Source organism: Microcoleus sp. Pol12B4, from assembly GCF_036701385.1.
In the GTDB taxonomy this organism is placed as follows: domain Bacteria; phylum Cyanobacteriota; class Cyanobacteriia; order Cyanobacteriales; family Microcoleaceae; genus Microcoleus.
Window position 1 is genome coordinate 15,394 of sequence record NZ_JAUBQR010000049.1, and the last position, 17,766, is coordinate 33,159.

Annotated in this window: 10 protein-coding genes and 1 pseudogene; 9 read left to right on the forward strand and 2 right to left on the reverse strand. The window is 46.8% G+C overall.

Going from position 1 to position 17,766, the window contains the following annotated elements:
• Nucleotides 1-165 precede the first annotated feature (165 nt).
• Nucleotides 166-1,665, reverse strand: a complete 1,500-nt coding sequence (locus QUA38_RS09545) for a GUN4 domain-containing protein (protein ID WP_333161169.1) — start codon at nucleotides 1,663-1,665, stop codon at nucleotides 166-168.
• A 611-nt stretch (nucleotides 1,666-2,276) separates the two neighbouring features.
• Here QUA38_RS09545 and QUA38_RS09550 point away from each other — a divergent pair.
• A complete protein-coding gene (locus QUA38_RS09550; protein WP_333161171.1) occupies nucleotides 2,277-3,728 on the forward strand; it encodes a hypothetical protein in 1,452 nt (483 codons plus the stop codon).
• Nucleotides 3,729-3,741: 13 nt separating this feature from the next.
• On the opposite strand, the pseudogene QUA38_RS09555 reads toward QUA38_RS09550, so the two are convergent.
• Nucleotides 3,742-3,879 (reverse strand): annotated as a pseudogene (locus QUA38_RS09555) (IS5/IS1182 family transposase); the annotation flags it as partial.
• A gap of 999 nt (nucleotides 3,880-4,878) precedes the next feature.
• Between QUA38_RS09555 and QUA38_RS09560 the strand changes: the two are divergent.
• From QUA38_RS09560 to QUA38_RS09595, 8 genes are all read left to right on the forward strand, one after another.
• Nucleotides 4,879-7,704 carry an ATP-binding protein gene (locus QUA38_RS09560; RefSeq protein ID WP_333161173.1) on the forward strand — a complete coding sequence of 942 codons (2,826 nt, stop codon included), beginning with the start codon at nucleotides 4,879-4,881 and terminating at the stop codon, nucleotides 7,702-7,704.
• A complete protein-coding gene (locus tag QUA38_RS09565) occupies nucleotides 7,701-9,092 on the forward strand; it encodes a response regulator (RefSeq protein WP_333161175.1) in 1,392 nt (463 codons plus the stop codon). Before QUA38_RS09560 ends, QUA38_RS09565 begins: the two co-directional genes overlap by 4 nt.
• A 711-nt stretch (nucleotides 9,093-9,803) precedes the next feature.
• Nucleotides 9,804-10,271 carry a ribosome maturation factor RimP gene (gene rimP / locus QUA38_RS09570; protein ID WP_333161177.1) on the forward strand — a complete coding sequence of 156 codons (468 nt, stop codon included), beginning with the start codon at nucleotides 9,804-9,806 and terminating at the stop codon, nucleotides 10,269-10,271.
• A 263-nt stretch (nucleotides 10,272-10,534) separates the two neighbouring features.
• On the forward strand, nucleotides 10,535-11,824 hold the full coding sequence (nusA, locus tag QUA38_RS09575) for a transcription termination factor NusA (protein WP_333161179.1): 1,290 nt from the start codon (nucleotides 10,535-10,537) through the stop codon (nucleotides 11,822-11,824).
• Between the two features lie 281 nt (nucleotides 11,825-12,105).
• The gene (locus tag QUA38_RS09580) at nucleotides 12,106-12,387 is read left to right on the forward strand and encodes a YlxR family protein (RefSeq protein ID WP_333161180.1); all 282 of its coding nucleotides are present in this window, start codon (nucleotides 12,106-12,108) and stop codon (nucleotides 12,385-12,387) included.
• Nucleotides 12,388-12,803: 416 nt separating this feature from the next.
• Nucleotides 12,804-15,971: a translation initiation factor IF-2 gene (gene infB / locus QUA38_RS09585; protein ID WP_333161182.1), complete on the forward strand. Its 3,168-nt coding sequence runs from the start codon at nucleotides 12,804-12,806 to the stop codon at nucleotides 15,969-15,971.
• A 449-nt stretch (nucleotides 15,972-16,420) separates the two neighbouring features.
• The gene (locus tag QUA38_RS09590) at nucleotides 16,421-17,134 is read left to right on the forward strand and encodes a low-complexity tail membrane protein (protein ID WP_333161184.1); all 714 of its coding nucleotides are present in this window, start codon (nucleotides 16,421-16,423) and stop codon (nucleotides 17,132-17,134) included.
• A gap of 243 nt (nucleotides 17,135-17,377) precedes the next feature.
• Nucleotides 17,378-17,602 (forward strand): hypothetical protein, encoded by a 225-nt coding sequence (locus QUA38_RS09595; RefSeq protein WP_333161186.1) that lies wholly within the window; start codon nucleotides 17,378-17,380, stop codon nucleotides 17,600-17,602.
• Nucleotides 17,603-17,766: the final 164 nt, after the last annotated feature.

Sequence of the window (17,766 nt, forward strand, 5' to 3'; positions counted from 1 at the left end):
TTATTTTTCGCTTTTTTTAGAGCTAATTCCTACATAACAGATGATTAAACTCAAAACTTGTTAACTCTTTAATTCGCAACTCAAAACTATTTCATGACTAACACTTCGACTTCGCTTGGGTGCAGCCTGACTAATAAATTCTGGCTTCTACCTTCTACCTTCTCTTTACAAATCCCGCCGCGACAGCAGAAACCAGATTCCACCCAAACCCAAAACACCGCACAAAACCCCGCCTTCCCACCCAAAAACAGTCCCCCCCGGCAAATGTCCAGGCTTTGCTTTAGAAGTAAAATTCAGCTCCGAATAGTATACCCACTGGCTGTTAACCCGCCAGCCCACTCGATCGCCAAACTTCTCCCAAACTGTAGCATCATAAACACCAGGCTTTCCCCCCAACTTGAGCCACAAACCCTTTTGCACAGAAAAACCAAATCTGCGGTGACTGTGCCGCACCCAAAGTTGATCGATAGTCTGCAAATCCTTAGCTGGAAACTTCCTAATATCTTCCTCGCTCAAATAACCCCGTGAAATTTGCTGCATCACCTCCAGCATTTTCACAGAAGTTTCCTCATCAGCACCACGCCAATTTTTAGCAGCCAGCAGCCTTGCCAAGTGAGAATAATCAATACCTTTTTCCGACTCTAAATTCACAGAAACTAGCGGAGGAACAGTCACAGGTTGAGTAGGAACAGAATGACTAACAACATTTGCCTGCTGCAAATTTTCCAGCACGGGGACAACAACAACAGGAGGTTTTAAAGCCTCCAAAACTTCCACAGCCGATTTGTAGCGATCTTTAACATATTCTTGAATCAACTTATCCAAAACCCGACCTAAATCCTCGCTAATTTGTGTTCCTTTTGGCAAAGCCTCCCTCCAAAGCCACCGGCCTTCAAGCGGATCGTAAAGGTCATCGTGAATGTCCCCATAGATATCCAGGTAAGGCATAACAGAAGTCAGCAAGCGGATGCAAGTCACCCCCAAACTATAAAGGTCGCTAGCAGGAACAGCCCTACCGTGACGCTGTTCTAGAGCCGCGTAGCCAGGAGTTCCCAACTTAGTTCCTGTTTTGGTCGGAGCAGCAGCTACTACCTGTTTAGAAACCCCAAAATCTATCAGCACTAACTTACGATCGCGATCTCGGCGGATCACATTCTCAGGCTTAATATCGCGGTGAATTACATTTCGGTCGTGAACAAACTTCAATAAAGGCAACAAATCTAACAGCAGTTCGCAAGTTTTAATTTCGCTATAAGCACCGTACTTATCTAACTCATCCTTTAAATTATTGCCATCAATAAACTCTTGGACTAAATACAAGCGCCCATCTTCCTCAAAATAAGAAATTAACTGAGGAATTTGTGGGTGTTTCAGTTCGTATAACCGCCTTGCCTCTTGTTCAAACAGTCGAACATATTTTTTAAAATGACCGGGCTTCCGCTGAAATTCTTGAGGGGGTGACAACTGTTTTATCACGCACAATTCCTCAAATTTTCCATGATTAACAGCTCGAAAAGTCCTACCAAATCCCCCGTCGCGCAGCGGCTCAGTTGCTGAATAAAGGTCTTTTAGCAGCAGCTTTGAACCACAATTAAGACAATACTTTGTGCCTGGTGGGTTCTGACGCTTGTCTCTTGGGCAATCGAGATTAAGGCAGTATGTCATATATTAAAAAAATGCGAACAAAATTATACTCAGGGTTTTATATTATTCAAGAGTCCGATCGCGAGCTGGTTTTTGTAGAGGCGAGACCTCGAACCTTACGGAGGCAGCAGCCCCCCTCGCGATCAGAGGAGGCGCTCTCACCAGACTGCCCCTGAGCAAGTATAACTCTCTTGAGGGTTTGACCTCAAACTCGAAGTCCATATCTAACCTTAGACTCCCCTCCGTGCAAAACATTTGATTTAGCGGTCAAAGAGCCCCCCGATCAAACAGAAATAGTAATTTATTACCAGCCCCGTGAGTTCTGCAACGCAAAAAAAAAACTGAGGATTCCGCCTGAGATATAATTTTATTGCCAGAGAGAAGCACACTAACGGGAGCCACAGCTTCCGTCAAGTTCGATCTACTTTAATATCTTACCCGGATAATTTTTAACTTAACCAGGCATAATTAACAATCCAAAAATCCCCAACAAACGCACGTTAAAATCAATAATAGCTTCCTCGATCACAACCCGATCCAGACCAGACACTTAGCCAGTTTTCCCTGTTTCCTTTTTTCAGCTATTACCAGTTATATCTAATTCGATCGGTCTACTTAATTAGGAATCGCCAGTGACACCAAAACTACAGCCATCTCCCACTCCAAACTCCCGCATAAAATCACCAAAAGTACCATGGTTCGAGCGGTTCATGGCACTGGTAGCCCTAGGAAATTTAACTCTAGTATTATTTGACATAACTTACGTCCCCGGTCGAGATTTCTACCTCCGGCAACTGCCAGTTGTAACTCAAGTATACGACCCATTTAAAGGAATTAAACCCCACCGAGACACCCAGCAATATCTAGAAACCTTAGAAGAGTTAAAAATTCAAGTAGTGCAAACAGGGTTGCCCTCTCCCCAAGTAGCGGCAAAATTGCAGGCAATAAACAATCTGAGCGCGAAAATGATCGACGAAGATCCCTTTCGAGTAGCATCAAAAAGCGGCACCCTAGAAAAAATCAAAGACCGAATGCGCGATCGCGTCCCAAATCCGCAAGACTCCGCTAAACAATCATTCCAAACATTCTGGAGTCCTGACTATTTAAACAAACAAGGGTGGCAAAAAGAAATCAAGTGGTTTGACACCAAAATCAAGCCATTAATCGCCACCAACTATTACCGCGAGATCGGAGAAAACGGCGAATTTACCGATAACTTCTGGCAAATCGACCTGCCATTCATTGCCATATTCGCGATCGAATTTCTAGCCCGTACCTACTTGATCAGCCGCCGCCACCGCAGCGTTACTTGGCGAGCAGCCATGCTCTGGCGATGGTACGACATCTTCCTGCTCCTCCCATTCTGGCGCCTGTTGCGAATATTACCCGTCACAATTCGTATCCACCAAGCCAAAATGCCGGATCTCAAACCCATACGCACCCAAATCAGCCGAGGTTTCGTTGCCAACTTCGCCCAAGAATTAACCGAAGTTGTAGTAATTCAACTCATCAACCAGATGCAACAATCAATCACCACAGGCGAACTCGCTCGTCAACTATTTCAATCCCAAAAACAGCGCTATCTAGACATCAACAATATCAATGAAATAGAAGCGATCGCCACACATCTCGTCCAAATAACAGTCTACAAAGTCCTCCCCCAACTCCAGCCAGACCTAGAAGCCTTACTCCGGTACAATATTGAAAGCTTCCTCAAACAATCCCCCCTCTATCAAGGATGGAAGCAAGTACCCGGCCTGGGAAACCTGCCCGAACAGCTAGCACAGCAATTAGTTGCAGAACTCTCAAAATTAGCCACCCTCGGCCCCCAAGATGCCTACGAAGCCTTCAAAATCGCCAGCGAAGACCCCATAAGCATCAAACTCTCCAGCCAGCTAGTGCAACATTTCGGGCAAGCTTTAGGAAACGAACTGCAACAGCAGCAGACCTGGCAAGAAATACAACTGCTGCTGTGCGACTTCCTAGAAGAGTTCAAAATCAACTACATTCAGCGGTTGAGCGAAGAAGACTTCGAGAAAATTTTAGAACAAGCCAAAGAACTGCAACGGATAGCCCCGCGTTAGGGCGTGTCATCAGTCGGAAGTCTCCAAACCGTTCGGGCAAGTCTCCCCACGGGATGCCCGGGTGCGGTATAACACCGCTTCCACGAACAACCCATGGTAAGCAGACTGTCCCACCCATATCACCTTCACGTCTGGGCAACAAATCTTTAATCCTTTCCCACTGTTAATTTCCTAGGGCATAACGGTGACTTGTCGTGGCGATCGAATCCTTCTAGTCGGCTATATCTCTCCTTTACCTTCCTTTACATCAACTGATGACAAACCCTAGCCACTCGGATTTGAAGAACCTTAAAATCCTTGCCAGCCATGTGTCCACCTCTAATACCAAATTCACTATTAACAATAGTCCGGACTATTTTGAGATCCTAGTGGAAAACCCTTGATTGTCCGTTAGCAAGTCGATTTGGCAATCGCCCTGAAACCCTTATTTTACGCTTAGCAATCGCACACTGTCCGAAGCATTGTATTAAGCTGAGATAGTGTTGCAGAATTAAAAGAATAGCCCTCAGCTTTCTCCTCTGTCATAATCCCCTCTGCTCCGGCGCTCTACTTATTTTTTTCTTCCCCAATTAGCAATTAGCAATTACCCTGCTGTAACTCTTGCAAATAAAACTTGCTGGAATTGTAAAGTTTCATGTGCGATCGGCATTGTCTACGAGAGTCATCAGCAGGGTTGTGCATGAAATCTTCAGCGCGGTAGTGAGTTAGACCGTCGTTACGGTTCTCAGCGGCCTGCGTGTCCTTTTTTTAGCGAGAAAGAGCAATTTTTTTAGATGTATATTATATCAATTTATATGTAACTTTGATGAACTTATACTTTTTAGTACCACTGTGTAAAGTAAAGTTAAAAATTACTACAAATATCTCTAAACGAGGTAATCTATTAGATATGATTTCTAACTGCTTTGCTAAGCGATAAAAATTACAACTGCTATAAAAAAATAAGGCGCGTCAGCATTTTAAGTCAGCTATAATTATAAAGTTTTCAGGGAAAATACGTAAATAGCAATGCTTTTTCAAGTAAATTATTTTCTAAAAATTTACACTAACTCTTATAAATTGCTTTTCAATATATATTTCCTCAGCCTCATTTCACTAAATCCACTGAAATTTTTCAGCCAACTCGTTACCCCAGGAGTAACACCAATAAATGTCACAGACCTCTGCAACCAATTTCCTGTCAAATCGTTCTAAAAAAAAGGTGTCCCTGCGCCTGATTTTAGTATTCCCATTCGTTCTGCAAATATTTGCTGCCGTCGGGCTGACAGGCTGGCTCTCTTTACGCAACGGGCAAAAAGCAGTCAACGAAGTTGCTAGTCAGTTGCGAAGTGAAATTACGGCCCGCATCCAGCAGCAGCTCAATACTTACCTAGACACAGCCCCTCGGGTCAATCAACTGAATGCCAATGCCATTCGACTAGGATACTTAAATCCAGAGGAATTGGAGAGTACGGAACGCTATTTGTGGGAGCAAATTCAAGCCTTTCCTTCTCTGCCCCAGATGGGTTTTGCTACTAAAACAGGAGAGTTCATTGCCGTTGAACGCCAAGAGAATGGCAAAATATTTTTTAAAATAGCAGACAAAGAGCATCCGAATGAACTTCATATTTATGAATCTGATAGCAAAGGCAATCAAACAAAGCTCTTAAAAGTCTCCCGCAACTACAATATACTCCGCCGTTCATGGTATAAAGACAGTGTACGCTTAGGCCGGCCCACATGGAGCGAAATTTTTCCGCTTACAGGTCAGAAAACGCTCTCCCTCCCTGCCGGACATCCAGTTTATGACGAAAGTGGCGAACTGCGCGGAGTATTAGTTGCTAATTTGTTGATCTCTTTCCTGAGCGACTTTCTGCAAAGCTTAAAAATCGGTAGATCGGGACAGACTTTCATTATGGAACGTTCTGGACTCTTAGTAGGTAGTTCAACTCTCAAAGAAGCATTTATCACCAACAATGGCAAACTCGATCGCCTGAATGCTTTAGACAGCACAGATGATTTAATTCGGCTGACAACGGCGCATTTAAAAGAACACTTTGGCAACCTCACTAAAATTAATAGCTCTCAGCAATTGGATTTTACGATTGCCGGCCAGCGACAATTCCTGCAAGTTATGCCCTTTCAGGATAGCCGAGGATTGGACTGGCTGATTGTCGTCGTCGTTCCTGAAAGCGATTTCATGGATCAAATTAACGCCAGTACCCAGACTACCATTTTGTTGTGTTTGGGAGCCTTGGCGCTGGCTACTGTTTTGGGAATCTTAACCGCACGCTGGATTACGAGCCCGATTCTCCGTTTGAGCGCAGCTTCTAGGGCGATCGCCAGTGGCGACTTAGAGAAAAATGTCCAGGTAAAAGGCGTAGAAGAACTAGAAGTTTTGGGTCAGTCTTTTAACCTGATGGCACAACAGTTGCGCGAATCCTTTGAGGCGCTAGCTAAGACCAATTCCGAGCTAGAACTCCGAGTAGAAGAACGCACTGCTGAACTGACGGCAGCCAAACAAATCGCTGATACTGCCAACCAAGCTAAAAGTGAATTTTTAGCGAATATGAGTCACGAATTGAGAACGCCACTCAATGGAATTTTAGGATACGCTCAAATCCTAGAACGCTCAAAAACGATGGCTCCTAAAGATATCCAAGGCATCAGTATTATTCACCAGTGTGGTTCCCACCTGTTAACCCTGATTAATGACATCTTAGACCTCGCTAAAATTGAAGCTCAGAAATTGGAACTGTACGCGAAAGATTTCCATTTTCCTTCCTTTTTGCAGGGAGTCGCGGAAATCTGCCGCATCCGAGCCGAACAAAAAGGAATTGCTTTTGTTTATCAACCGAGTTTGGAAATTCCTCCTGGCATCTACGCTGACGAGAAACGCTTGCGACAGGTACTAATTAACTTACTGAGCAATGCAATTAAGTTTACAGACTCAGGACGAGTGACTTTTAAGATAGAACATCTGGAAAAGGGGACAGGTGAAAAGGTACAAACCAATGAGCAAATGCCAGCCTCACCAATTCACAAAATTATGTTTCAAATTGAAGATACTGGCGTGGGTATGACACCCGAACAATTAAAAAAAATATTTTTGCCTTTTGAACAGGTAGGAGACAGCAAGCGTCAGGCGGAAGGAACTGGGCTCGGTTTAACAATTAGCCAGAAAATTGTTGAAATGATGGGTAGTACAATTCAAGTAAAAAGTCAGTCAGGAGTCGGTAGTGTTTTTTGGCTAGATTTGGATTTACCGGAAGCGGCAGACTGGGCAAATACAGCCACGCTTGCCAAGCAAAGAAAGCTGGTTGGCTACCAAGGTAGAAAGCAGAAAGTTTTGGTTGTGGATGACAAATGGGAAAACCTCTCGGTCATTGTCAATCTCCTGGAACCCCTCGGCTTTGAAGTAACCGAAGCTAAAAACGGTCAAGAGGGTTTAGAAAAAGTAGAAGAGTTTAAGTTTGATTTGATTATTACTGACTTGGTGATGCCAGTGTTAGATGGCTTTGAGATGATGCGCCGTATCCGAAACTTGCCCCACTATAAAGACGTGGCAATCATTGCTTCATCTGCCAGTGTATTTGCTACCGATCAACATAAAAGTTTGGAGGGGGGAGCAAGCGATTTTCTCGGTAAGCCAGTGCAGGCAGAAGAGCTATTTGAGATATTGCAAAAGTATTTAAAAATTGAATGGATATATGAAAAACGAAAAAATGAAAAAATTAGTGCTATTCCTTTTTCATCAGATCCTCAATCACTTTCTGAATCTACCTCTGTAGTGGCTCCACCGCCAGGAGAAATGGAACTTTTATTTGAACTGGCGATGAGAGGCAACGTGAAAGGAATTGTGAAGCGCAGTGAGCACCTAGAGAAGTTAGATCAGCAATTTGTGCCCTTTGCTGTTGAGCTGCGCCAGTTAGCCCAAGGTTATCAAGTCAAAAAAATCAAAGAGTTTATTACATCCCACAGAATAGAAAAAGAATGAAGGCAGCAAATATGGAAACAAGTAGCATCTTAATCGTCGATGATAATCCTAGCAATCTGGACGTGCTTTCTGAAGCTTTAGCGGGTTTTGGATGGGAGATATTGGTAGCAACTGATGGCGAAACTGCCATCGAACAGGCTGAATATAGTCAGCCTGATTTGATTCTGTTAGATGTGATGATGCCAGGAATTGACGGGTTTGAAACCTGTCATAGGTTGAAGGCAAGCCAGTTGACGAACGAAATTTCCGTAATTTTTATGACTGCTCTTTCTGACATAGGAGATAAGGTCAAAGGCTTTAATCTAGGGGCGGTGGATTACATTACTAAGCCCTTTGAACAAAAGGAGGTGTTAGTTCGTGTCAATCTTCATTTAAAACTGCGTTCTCTTACTAAAATTCTTGCAGCTCAAAATCTGCTTCTCAAACGGGAAATAGAAGACAGGCTCGCAGCAGAAGCAGCGTTACATCAGCTCGCGCAGGAGTTAGAAAAACGGGTGGAAGAACGAACGGCTGAACTTTCTCAAGCTTTAGAGAATCTTAAAAAAGCTCAAGTGCAAATCGTTCAAAGTGAAAAGATGGCTTGCCTTGGTCAGCTTGTAGCTGGGGTGGCTCACGAAATTAACAATCCAGTTAGTTTTATCTCCAATAATATCCCTATTGCCAAGGAATATATTACCGATTTGATCGAGATGACTCGGCTTTGTCAGCACAACGTTACTTCGACCTCAGAATTTGAGGATAAGTGCCAGGAGATTGAGTTAGATTTTATTGTTGAAGATTTGCCAAAAGTTATTGATTCAATGGCGGTGGGAACAGAGCGACTTTACAATCTTTCTATGTCACTGCGTAATTTCTCTCGGTTGGATACATCGGCACTAACGCCAGTGAATATTCACGATGGGCTAGATAGTACCCTGTTGATTTTAGGTCATCGATTGAAAGGTAAAGGCACTCACCCAGCTATTAAGGTTATTAAAGAGTACGGCGAATTACCGCTGGTCGAGTGCTATCCTGGGCAAATTAATCAGGTGTTTATGAATGTACTAGCGAATGCAATTGATGCTTTAGAAGAGTCTACGATCAGTTGTCCGCTCTGCGGGGAAAAGCAACAGAACAATGACAATCCACAGATTCGGATCTCTACTGAAATGCTTCAGAGCGGCAGAGTGGTGATTCGGATTGTTGACAATGGGCTGGGGATAACGCCGGAGATAATGCAGCATTTATTTACGCCAATGTTTACTACAAAATCAGTGGGTAAAGGGACAGGTTTAGGCTTGTCTATTAGCCGTGAGATTGTAGAAGCAAAACATGGTGGTACGCTGACCTGCATCTCCTCGCCCGAATGGGGGGTAGAGTTTGTAATTGAGCTTCCTATTCAGCATTAGTAATGGGGATTTTTTATGGTGAATCTTAGTTTGGCTGTTTTGTCAATATACCGTTAATTTAGCGATCGCCCATGTCGAATCTATCAATCACGATACACTGTCAAACTCTTCGCCACGTATCCAGAAGCAGAGGGCTTGTCCGAACTGAAATTAGAATTTCCCAAAGCAACTCCGGTATCGCAAGCCCTAGAACCCCTGAGTGCCACTCCCCCCCTGTTCTAGGATCGATCGCACCCGCTTCGCTATCAACAAGGAATTTGCCCTCACCCCACCCCACTCCAAAACGGTGATGAAGTCGTCCTTATTCCCCCTGTCAGCTCTCCCCCTCTCCCCTCGGACGCTCCCCCGAGGGCGATTGGTTTGTCACCGGGCGGGCGATCGAGCTAAACTGAGAACTGAGGCCTCCCTTCGATCGAAAGAAGTCCTCAAACTTCTTGGAAGAAATTGTTTTACCTAGGAGTGGGTCAAGCCCACTTTTTTTGTTGCATTAGTTGCAGGAAAAGAGCTCAGGGCGTCTGACTTGCAAGTTGAGGACTGATTTAGTAGGGGTAATCCCCCCGCTTGAGATCCCTGCTGGGATGTTAGGTAAGTCCCAAAGTTGAAGACGAAAGTCGCAGCCACCTAATCAAACCACCTCAAAGCCAAGCAATCTCAACAACAAATTTTTCCTTGCCGTGTCCGAGTTTAGGAGTTTTAACTTAAGTATTCGATATGACTCATCCCCTAATCCCACAAATCATTGACTTAGCTACCCCCGTTGCGGAAACACTGGGATTGGAAGTAGTGGGAGCAGTGTTTCACACCAACCAAAATCCTCCCGTCTTGCGGGTAGACATCCGCAACCTCCAACAAGACACGGGTTTAGGCGACTGCGAGCGCATGAGCACAGCCCTCGATGCCGAGTTAGAGGCAGCCGACATCATACCCGATGCCTACGTGCTAGAGATTTCCAGTCCCGGAATATCCCGATTGCTCAGCAGCGATCGAGAATTCATTACCTTTAAAGGTTTCCCCGTGACAGTCAAAGCCACCGAACCGGACTCGCGAATCAAAGAGTGGAAAGGACTGCTCCTGTCCCGGGATGAAACAGCGGTTTATCTCAATCAAAAAGGGCGACAGGTTAAAATTCCCCGCCCTCAGATTGTCAAAGTTGAACTAGACGAAGGAAAGGAGAGGTAAAGGGAAATTTTGAGTTTTGAGTTTTGAGTTTTGAGATTGCCTCGCAGCAAGCTGAAAACGCTTGGCTGCGAGTTAATTTTTAACAATCCTATCTGTAGCTGCAGGTTGAATAGGAACAACAAATAAATTGTTACAGCACCCAGCTCCCCTTCTCCTATCCAGTAACTCATCACTCCTCTTTCATCACTTTTCCTTGAAACTTTTCAAGTAGAAATTACCGATTACCAGTTACTTATTACCACAGCAAAAAAGGAGCGTTTTATATGTCAATGGTTCCCCTGCCCGGACTAAAAGAAATGGTTGAAGGTATTAGCAAAGAACGCAATTTACCCAAACACGCCGTCCAAGCAGCCTTGCGAGAAGCCCTGCTCAAAGGATACGAACGCTACCGCCGCACCCAAAAACTCGATCACTTCAGCGAAGAATACTTCGACAACTTTGATGTAGAACTCGACGCCGAACAAGAAGGTTTCCGCGTTTTAGCCAACAAAACTATTGTCGAAGAAGTCATCAATCCCGATCACGAAATCTCACTTACGGAGGTGCAAGAAGTAGCCACGGAAGCTCAACCGGGCAGCATCGTGCTCGTAGACGTAACACCAAATCAAAAAGAATTTGGTCGCATGGCCGCCATCCAGACGAAACAAGTTCTAGCTCAAAAACTGCGCGACCAACAGCGCAAAATGATTCAAGAAGAGTTTAAAGATTTAGAAGAAACCGTTCTTCAAGCAAGAGTTCTCAGGTTTGAGAGACAGTCGGTAATTTTAGCAGTTACCAGCAGCTTCGGTCAGCCAGAAGTAGATGCCGAACTCCCTAAGCGCGAACAGTTGCCCAACGACAATTACCGAGCAAACGCTACATTCAAGGTTTATCTCAAAAAAGTAGGCGAAGGCTCTACTAGAGGGCCGCAGTTACTTGTTTCTAGAGCAGACGCAGGTTTGGTGGTGTACCTGTTTGCTAACGAAGTACCAGAAATAGAAGACGGGGTGGTGAGGATTGTCGCCGTGGCCAGGGAGGCAAATCCGCCATCCCGGCACGTCGGCCCCCGGACTAAAATAGCAGTTGATACTCTCGATCGCGACGTAGACCCTGTAGGAGCCTGCATCGGAGCGCGGGGATCGCGGATTCAGGTAGTAGTCAACGAATTGCGCGGCGAAAAAATCGACGTGATCCGCTGGTCTCCAGACCCAGCAACTTATATTGCTAACGCTCTAAGTCCCGCTAGAGTAGATGAAGTGCGTTTAGTTGCTCCAGAAGGCAGGAGAGCTCACATTTTGGTCGCTGAAGACCAACTGAGTCTTGCCATTGGCAAAGAAGGTCAGAACGTCCGCCTAGCGGCCCGCCTAACAGGTTGGAAAATCGATATCAAAGATATTGCTAAGTACGATCGCGCGGCCGAAGACAGCAAATTGGCAGCAGAAGCAACTAGGCTTGAAGAACTAGCAGGCGACTACGATGCTGACGAAGCGGGGGACTACGACGGCGACGAGGAAACCCCAGAATTTGAGGAAGAGGAGGCGGCCGCCACGGAGGAAACCGAAGCCGCAGTCTAAAAACTGTGACATTTACCGAAGAAGAATTTAGAATTCAGGAGCCAGAATCCAGAATGGGTTCTGTGCGACAGGATGGATGATCGAGGTTGAAAGGCCCTGATTAAAATCGGGGCTCGCAAAAAAAAATTTTCCGTGACCGTTACCCCTGACTTGGGGCATAGCGTATTTTGAATTCTGAATTCTGTCTTCTGATTCCTTGTCATAAGATTTTCTCTCTTCGGGAGACAAGCAGGACTTCTCCCCTACTCCCCTCTCTCCCCCTAATCCCCCTCTCACAAGAAATGAAACCGAACTACCGGTGCTGTGCAAGTTGTCGAAAAATAGCTCCTAAGGAAGCTTTTTGGCGAGTAGTCAGGCTCTATCCTTCTCATCAGGTACAATTAGATCGTGGCATGGGCCGTTCTGCTTACCTGTGTCGGGAAACAGAATGCCTCAAAGCAGCTCAGAAAAAAAATCGACTTGGGCGATCGCTCAAAGCGCCTGTGTCTGACGAACTGTACCAAACACTTTGGCAGCGTTTAGCCACATCTGACTGTAGATCTTACTCTGGCTCACCCGGATGAAAAACCGACAATAGTTCGGCATCGACTGTATAAACCCTCTTGGCAGCCCTACCAGTAATTACCGGTAGCGCCAGCTATAAAACCCCAATCCGATCTGCCCACCAGTCTGGAAAGATTTGTGTCAGATTAGATAAGGGTAGGGTACTAGCAGAGGTATCCTCAAGGTGGAAAGGCAAACTTTGAAGCTTGAGAGAGTGGTTTTTGCCAAAACTCAGACTTCGGAGTTCCAAGTTGCCAAACAGACTTGAGAATTCTTCAACCGCAGACTTCAGCGAGTTGCATCTTTCTAGATAAAATTGCTGAGAGAGTACCGCAACCCCGATTCCTGACACTGAATCAATCACACCGAATGATGTCGTCATTAGCACAAAAAATCACAATGTAAAAACTGGTTGGCATAAAAGAGGGCAGAGTGGATGAACAACGGCAAAGTAAGAATTTACGAATTATCACGGGAACTAAATTTGGATAATAAAGACATCTTGGCAGTATGCGAGCGGCTCAATATTTCAGTCAAGAGCCACAGCAGCACAATTACAGAATCAGAAGCAGAGCGCATTCGCAAAACGGCGGAAAAATACGTAGCCAGTAGCCACTCTTCCCCCGGCAAGCCAGCTCCACCCGAAAGAGCAGCAGCGCCATCTAGAGAATCTGGCCCTCACCCTAACGACCAACAAAAAAAGCAGCAAATTTTAGAAATACGCAGTCCAAAAGTACGCCCGGCTGGTGCTTCCTCCCAGCCTGCAGGCAACGAGGAGAACAAAAACCAGCCTGCGGCAACCGTGGCAACTCCTCCCAAGTCGCCTGCAGCTCAACAACTCCAGCCTCCAGCTAAACCGAATATCAATCGACCTGTACTGTCGAAGCCAAATGTCGCTGTCTCGGCGGCTCCGTCAGAAGTGTCAGAAACTATAGGTGCGATCGCCCCGGAAACCACCGCCCAGGCTCAGGCACCTGCGGCACCTCAACCGCCGTCGGAAAAGGCTCCAGAACGCACCCAGCAACCGCCTATCGCCCCTCCCGCGCCCTCGGCCAAACTCACGTCGCCGCCAGTCAGAGGGGCGTCCGAGTCGGCTAGCCGTACCCCACAAAATCTGGGAAACAAGCCGGTACTCAAACTTGCAAAAACCGAGCAAGAGCAATCAGGACAGTCAGAAACTCTGGAAGCGCCGGCTAAACCGAGTCGCCCCAGCAGACCTGCACCGGGATCTGCTACCGAATCTCGCGACGCGCAAAGACCGCGCCGGGAAGGCGCTGGTGGCCCAGTCAAAACTCCACTTGCCGATCGACCCCAGCCCGGCGGCCCGCGCCGGAGTCTTGCCCCCGCAACGTCAGCTACCGGGCTGCGTAGCCGGGGCGGTGGCACCGGAGCCATAGGGGATGACACTGATGACAATGAAGAAGATAATACGCCGTTGCTGGAGATTCCTCTCCTCGAAAGGCCCTCCCTCCCTCGTCCTGCCAAAAAGACATCGGTCATTTGGGAAGAAGATGATGACGAAAACTCAGATGCTGCTAAAGCTGCTAAGGCTGTTAAGGCAAAACGTTCTCGCCTCAAACCCATAGACGAGGATGATGATGACTTAGAAAACGGCTTGGATCTGCCAGCACCAGTCACGGTCAGCCTGTCCCTAGCCCGCCCAGCTAAAGCGAAGGGACAAGCAGCACCCAAGTCAACACCAACTCCGGGCGCACCCGGAAGCAGCGGAAAAAATAAGAGACCAGGCCCTTCTCACGATAAAAGTTCTTCTTCAGGCTCGAGCGGGGGACGCGGCAACCGGGGCAAAACAGCGGAAGCTAAGGTTGAACGTCCAGAAAAGCTGCTGCTGAGCAGGCCGATGACCGTTCAAGAACTAGCAGTTACTCTGGCTGTTCCCGAAACCGAAATTATTAAGCGGCTTTTCTCTAAAGGAATTGCGGTAAATATTACCGAAACCCTGGACATTCCAGCGGTGAGGATGGTAGCCGAAGAAATGGGCGTAGAGGTGGAAACCCCTGAAAAAGTAGCCCCAGCTATCAAAGTGATCGAGATGCTGGACGCAGCGGATTTGGAATACCTCGAACGCCGTCCCCCAGTAGTAACGATTATGGGTCACGTGGATCACGGTAAAACTACCTTGCTCGACTCGATCCGCAAAACGAAGGTGGCTCAGGGAGAAGCTGGGGGCATTACCCAGCACATCGGTGCTTACCACGTGGATGTGGTACACGAAGGCAAGAGCCAGCAGGTGGTATTTTTGGATACGCCGGGTCACGAAGCCTTTACAGCGATGCGGGCTCGGGGAACACGGGTTACGGACATCGCCATCTTGGTGGTGGCGGCGGACGACGGCGTGCGACCCCAGACAATTGAAGCGATCAGCCACGCGAAAGCGGCGAAAGTGCCAATTGTCGTGGCTATCAATAAAGTTGACAAGGAGGGTGCTCAGCCGGAACGGGTGAAGCAAGAGCTTACTGAGTACGGCTTGGTGGCAGATGACTGGGGCGGCGATATCACGATGGTTCCAGTCAGCGCGATCCGAGGCGAAAACCTGGATACGCTGTTGGAAATGATTCTGACAGTCGCGGAAATGGAAGACCTCAACGCCAACCCGCATCGACCGGCTAAGGGTACTGTGATTGAAGCTCACCTCGACAAGGCAAGGGGGCCTGTGGCAACTCTGCTGGTGCAGAACGGCACTCTGCGAGTGGGCGATATTGTGGTCGCAGGCTCGGCTTTGGGCAAGGTGCGGGCAATGATCGATGACCGGGGCGAGCGCGTAGAACACGCAACTCCATCCTTCGCGGTGGAAGTGCTGGGGCTGCGGGAAGTTCCTCGCGCCGGAGACGAGTTTGATGTCTTCGCAAACGAAAAAGAAGCAGCGGCGATCGCCTCTGGAAGAGCTACTTCCCAACGAGATTCCCGCCTGCTGCAAGGCGGCCGGATCAGCCTCAGCGGCTTCTCTCAACAAGCTAAGGAAGGCGTTCTCAAGGAACTCAACTTGATCTTGAAGGCAGATGTCCAAGGCTCCCTCGAAGCAATTGTCGGCGCTCTGACTCAACTTCCTCAAAAAGAAGTTCAACTCCGACTTCTGCTATCTGCTCCTGGGGAAATTACAGAAACAGATATTGACCTCGCTGCAGCTAGTAATGCTGTAATTATCGGGTTCAATACTACTCTCGCCACCGACGCTCGCCTCGCGGCTGACCAAGCTGGCGTAGACGTGCGGGAATACAGCATCATCTACAACCTCTTGGATGACATTCAAGGGGCGATGGAAGGCCTGCTGGAACCCGAATTGGTGGAAGAACCTTTGGGTCAAGTCGAAGTGCGCGCTGTCTTCGCGATCGGTCGCGGGGCTGTGGCTGGATGTATGGTACTCTCTGGCAAAGTCGTCCGTAACTGTAAGGTGCGGGTGCGCCGGGGCAACAATGTCGTTTACGAAGGTGTCCTCGACTCCCTAAAACGGATGAAGGAAGACGCCAAAGAAGTCAATGCTGGCTTTGAATGCGGCATTTCCTTGAGCGGGTTTAGCGACTGGGCGGATGGCGATATTATTGAAGCCTACCGGATGGTTACTAAACGCCGGACTCTCTCTCAATAGTTTTGAGTTGTGAGTGTTGAGTTGGAAGAGAATGTTTGAGTGATGGCAACCAAATTGCCGATCGCTCCCAACTATTCTCTTCACTCAATACTCCGAAACTCATCACTCTCAACTTTTGTTTTTAACTTATAGCAGAAGGAAGAAGCCAGAAGGCAGAAGGTTTTAGTTATCGAGGAGAGAAGGAAGAAGTAAGAAAAGCAAATATATCCACAATTAACAACGTCCTCATCGTCTTGGCTGTTGCTGCTAAAAATTCAAAATTTAAAACTCAAATAAGACTTACGCAAAGCAACCGAGTTTCATCACACAATGCTTGGTTTGACCGCTAGATATCTACTCCTCGAAGCGGGTTTCTTGGTTAAGAGTGCATCCCAGACTATCAAAACTCAAAATTCAAAACTCATAACTCATAATTATTGAAAGTGCGTTCTTTTTGGTCAGATCCTTTTTTGTGGATTCACCTTTCTGGGGCGGCTACACTGCCGATTTTCCTGGGACTGTGCTTGCTGGGACTCGCAGTGGGTTCTCCCCTGCTCCCTGTCTGGTTAGAAATATTTTTAGTGGCTGTAGCAGGTATTGTTCCTGTGCTGTGGATGCAGTGGTTCCGCCCTTTTTACATTTTTAGTATTTTAGTTGTGGCGGTGAAACCGCAGAATTTAACTTCTGTACAGCACCGGATTCTGACTCGGTTTAAAACTAAGTTAAATCAAGGAATCGCTCTTTTTGTAGCTGTTTTGCTGGCAGTAATTTTGTGGCAGCTTTACCGATGGGCCCCCCTGGCGGCTTCGGTGGCTCCCTTTCCTCCTTCCTGGCGGTGGGCTGGATTGTTGTTGGCAGTTGCTGCTTTTTTAGCGAGCAATTTGTTTTTGCAGGTGTCTGCTAGTGTTATGGCGGTTTTGCTGACGCCGGAATCAGAATTTGCTGCAACAAAGCCTCATGTTTTAGAAAAAATTCGGCAGGATTTTACGATCGCGCCTTGGCAAGTCGATCGACTTTTGCCGGCTTTTGCAGCCGAGACAACTGCCACTGTGGCTGCACCTGCAGAGTCCATTGGGCCAGAATCCGGCATGGGGAACTCGTCAGTCCGCAGTATTGTCAACCCACAACCTGCTGACACCAACGGCGTTACATCTTTACCCGAAGAGTCGATCGAAAAAAAGTGAAATAAAAAATTAATATGGGGGCAATTGTAGTTTAAGCTACTTTAATTCGTACCGATGTATGCTGTGAAAAAAAAAGAGGTAATGCCCCTCTTGTGATAGAGATTATTAATAGTCTTAATATTTAATTTTTAATCGCAGGTTGTGGATATTTTCTGTTGGCTCTTTGGAGAGAAGAATCTATAATAGAGAGTGTCAAAGTCAGCTTTCAATCCTTACAGAGGATTAAAACAGAGGTATAACAATATGGCGAATTATCTACCGCTCGCACAAGAACCTCAAGCAGCACAGCCGATGGAGCTGTGCGAAGATTCTGAAATCTGGGGCAGTCTCAAATCCGCGATCGGCGCCAGTTCAGGATTTCAACGCTGGCAGCTAGAACTCAATTTTGAGCGTCAGCAGCAAAATGCCACCATCGATCAGCAGGTTCGTTGCTATCTGCGGGAAACTTTAGAAACTTTGGCTTATTGAGTACCCTAAAAACAAATATTGTCACGGTTTGTGCATTTTACAGCCAAATTCTGCTGGCATCCCCTCCAATATGCTAAGTGAGTGCCGAGAGTGAGTGTCGAGCTGAACTTCGGGCATCAAATTGCAGGGGACAGTATTTCTGCTTACGCAGTGCGGATTAATTT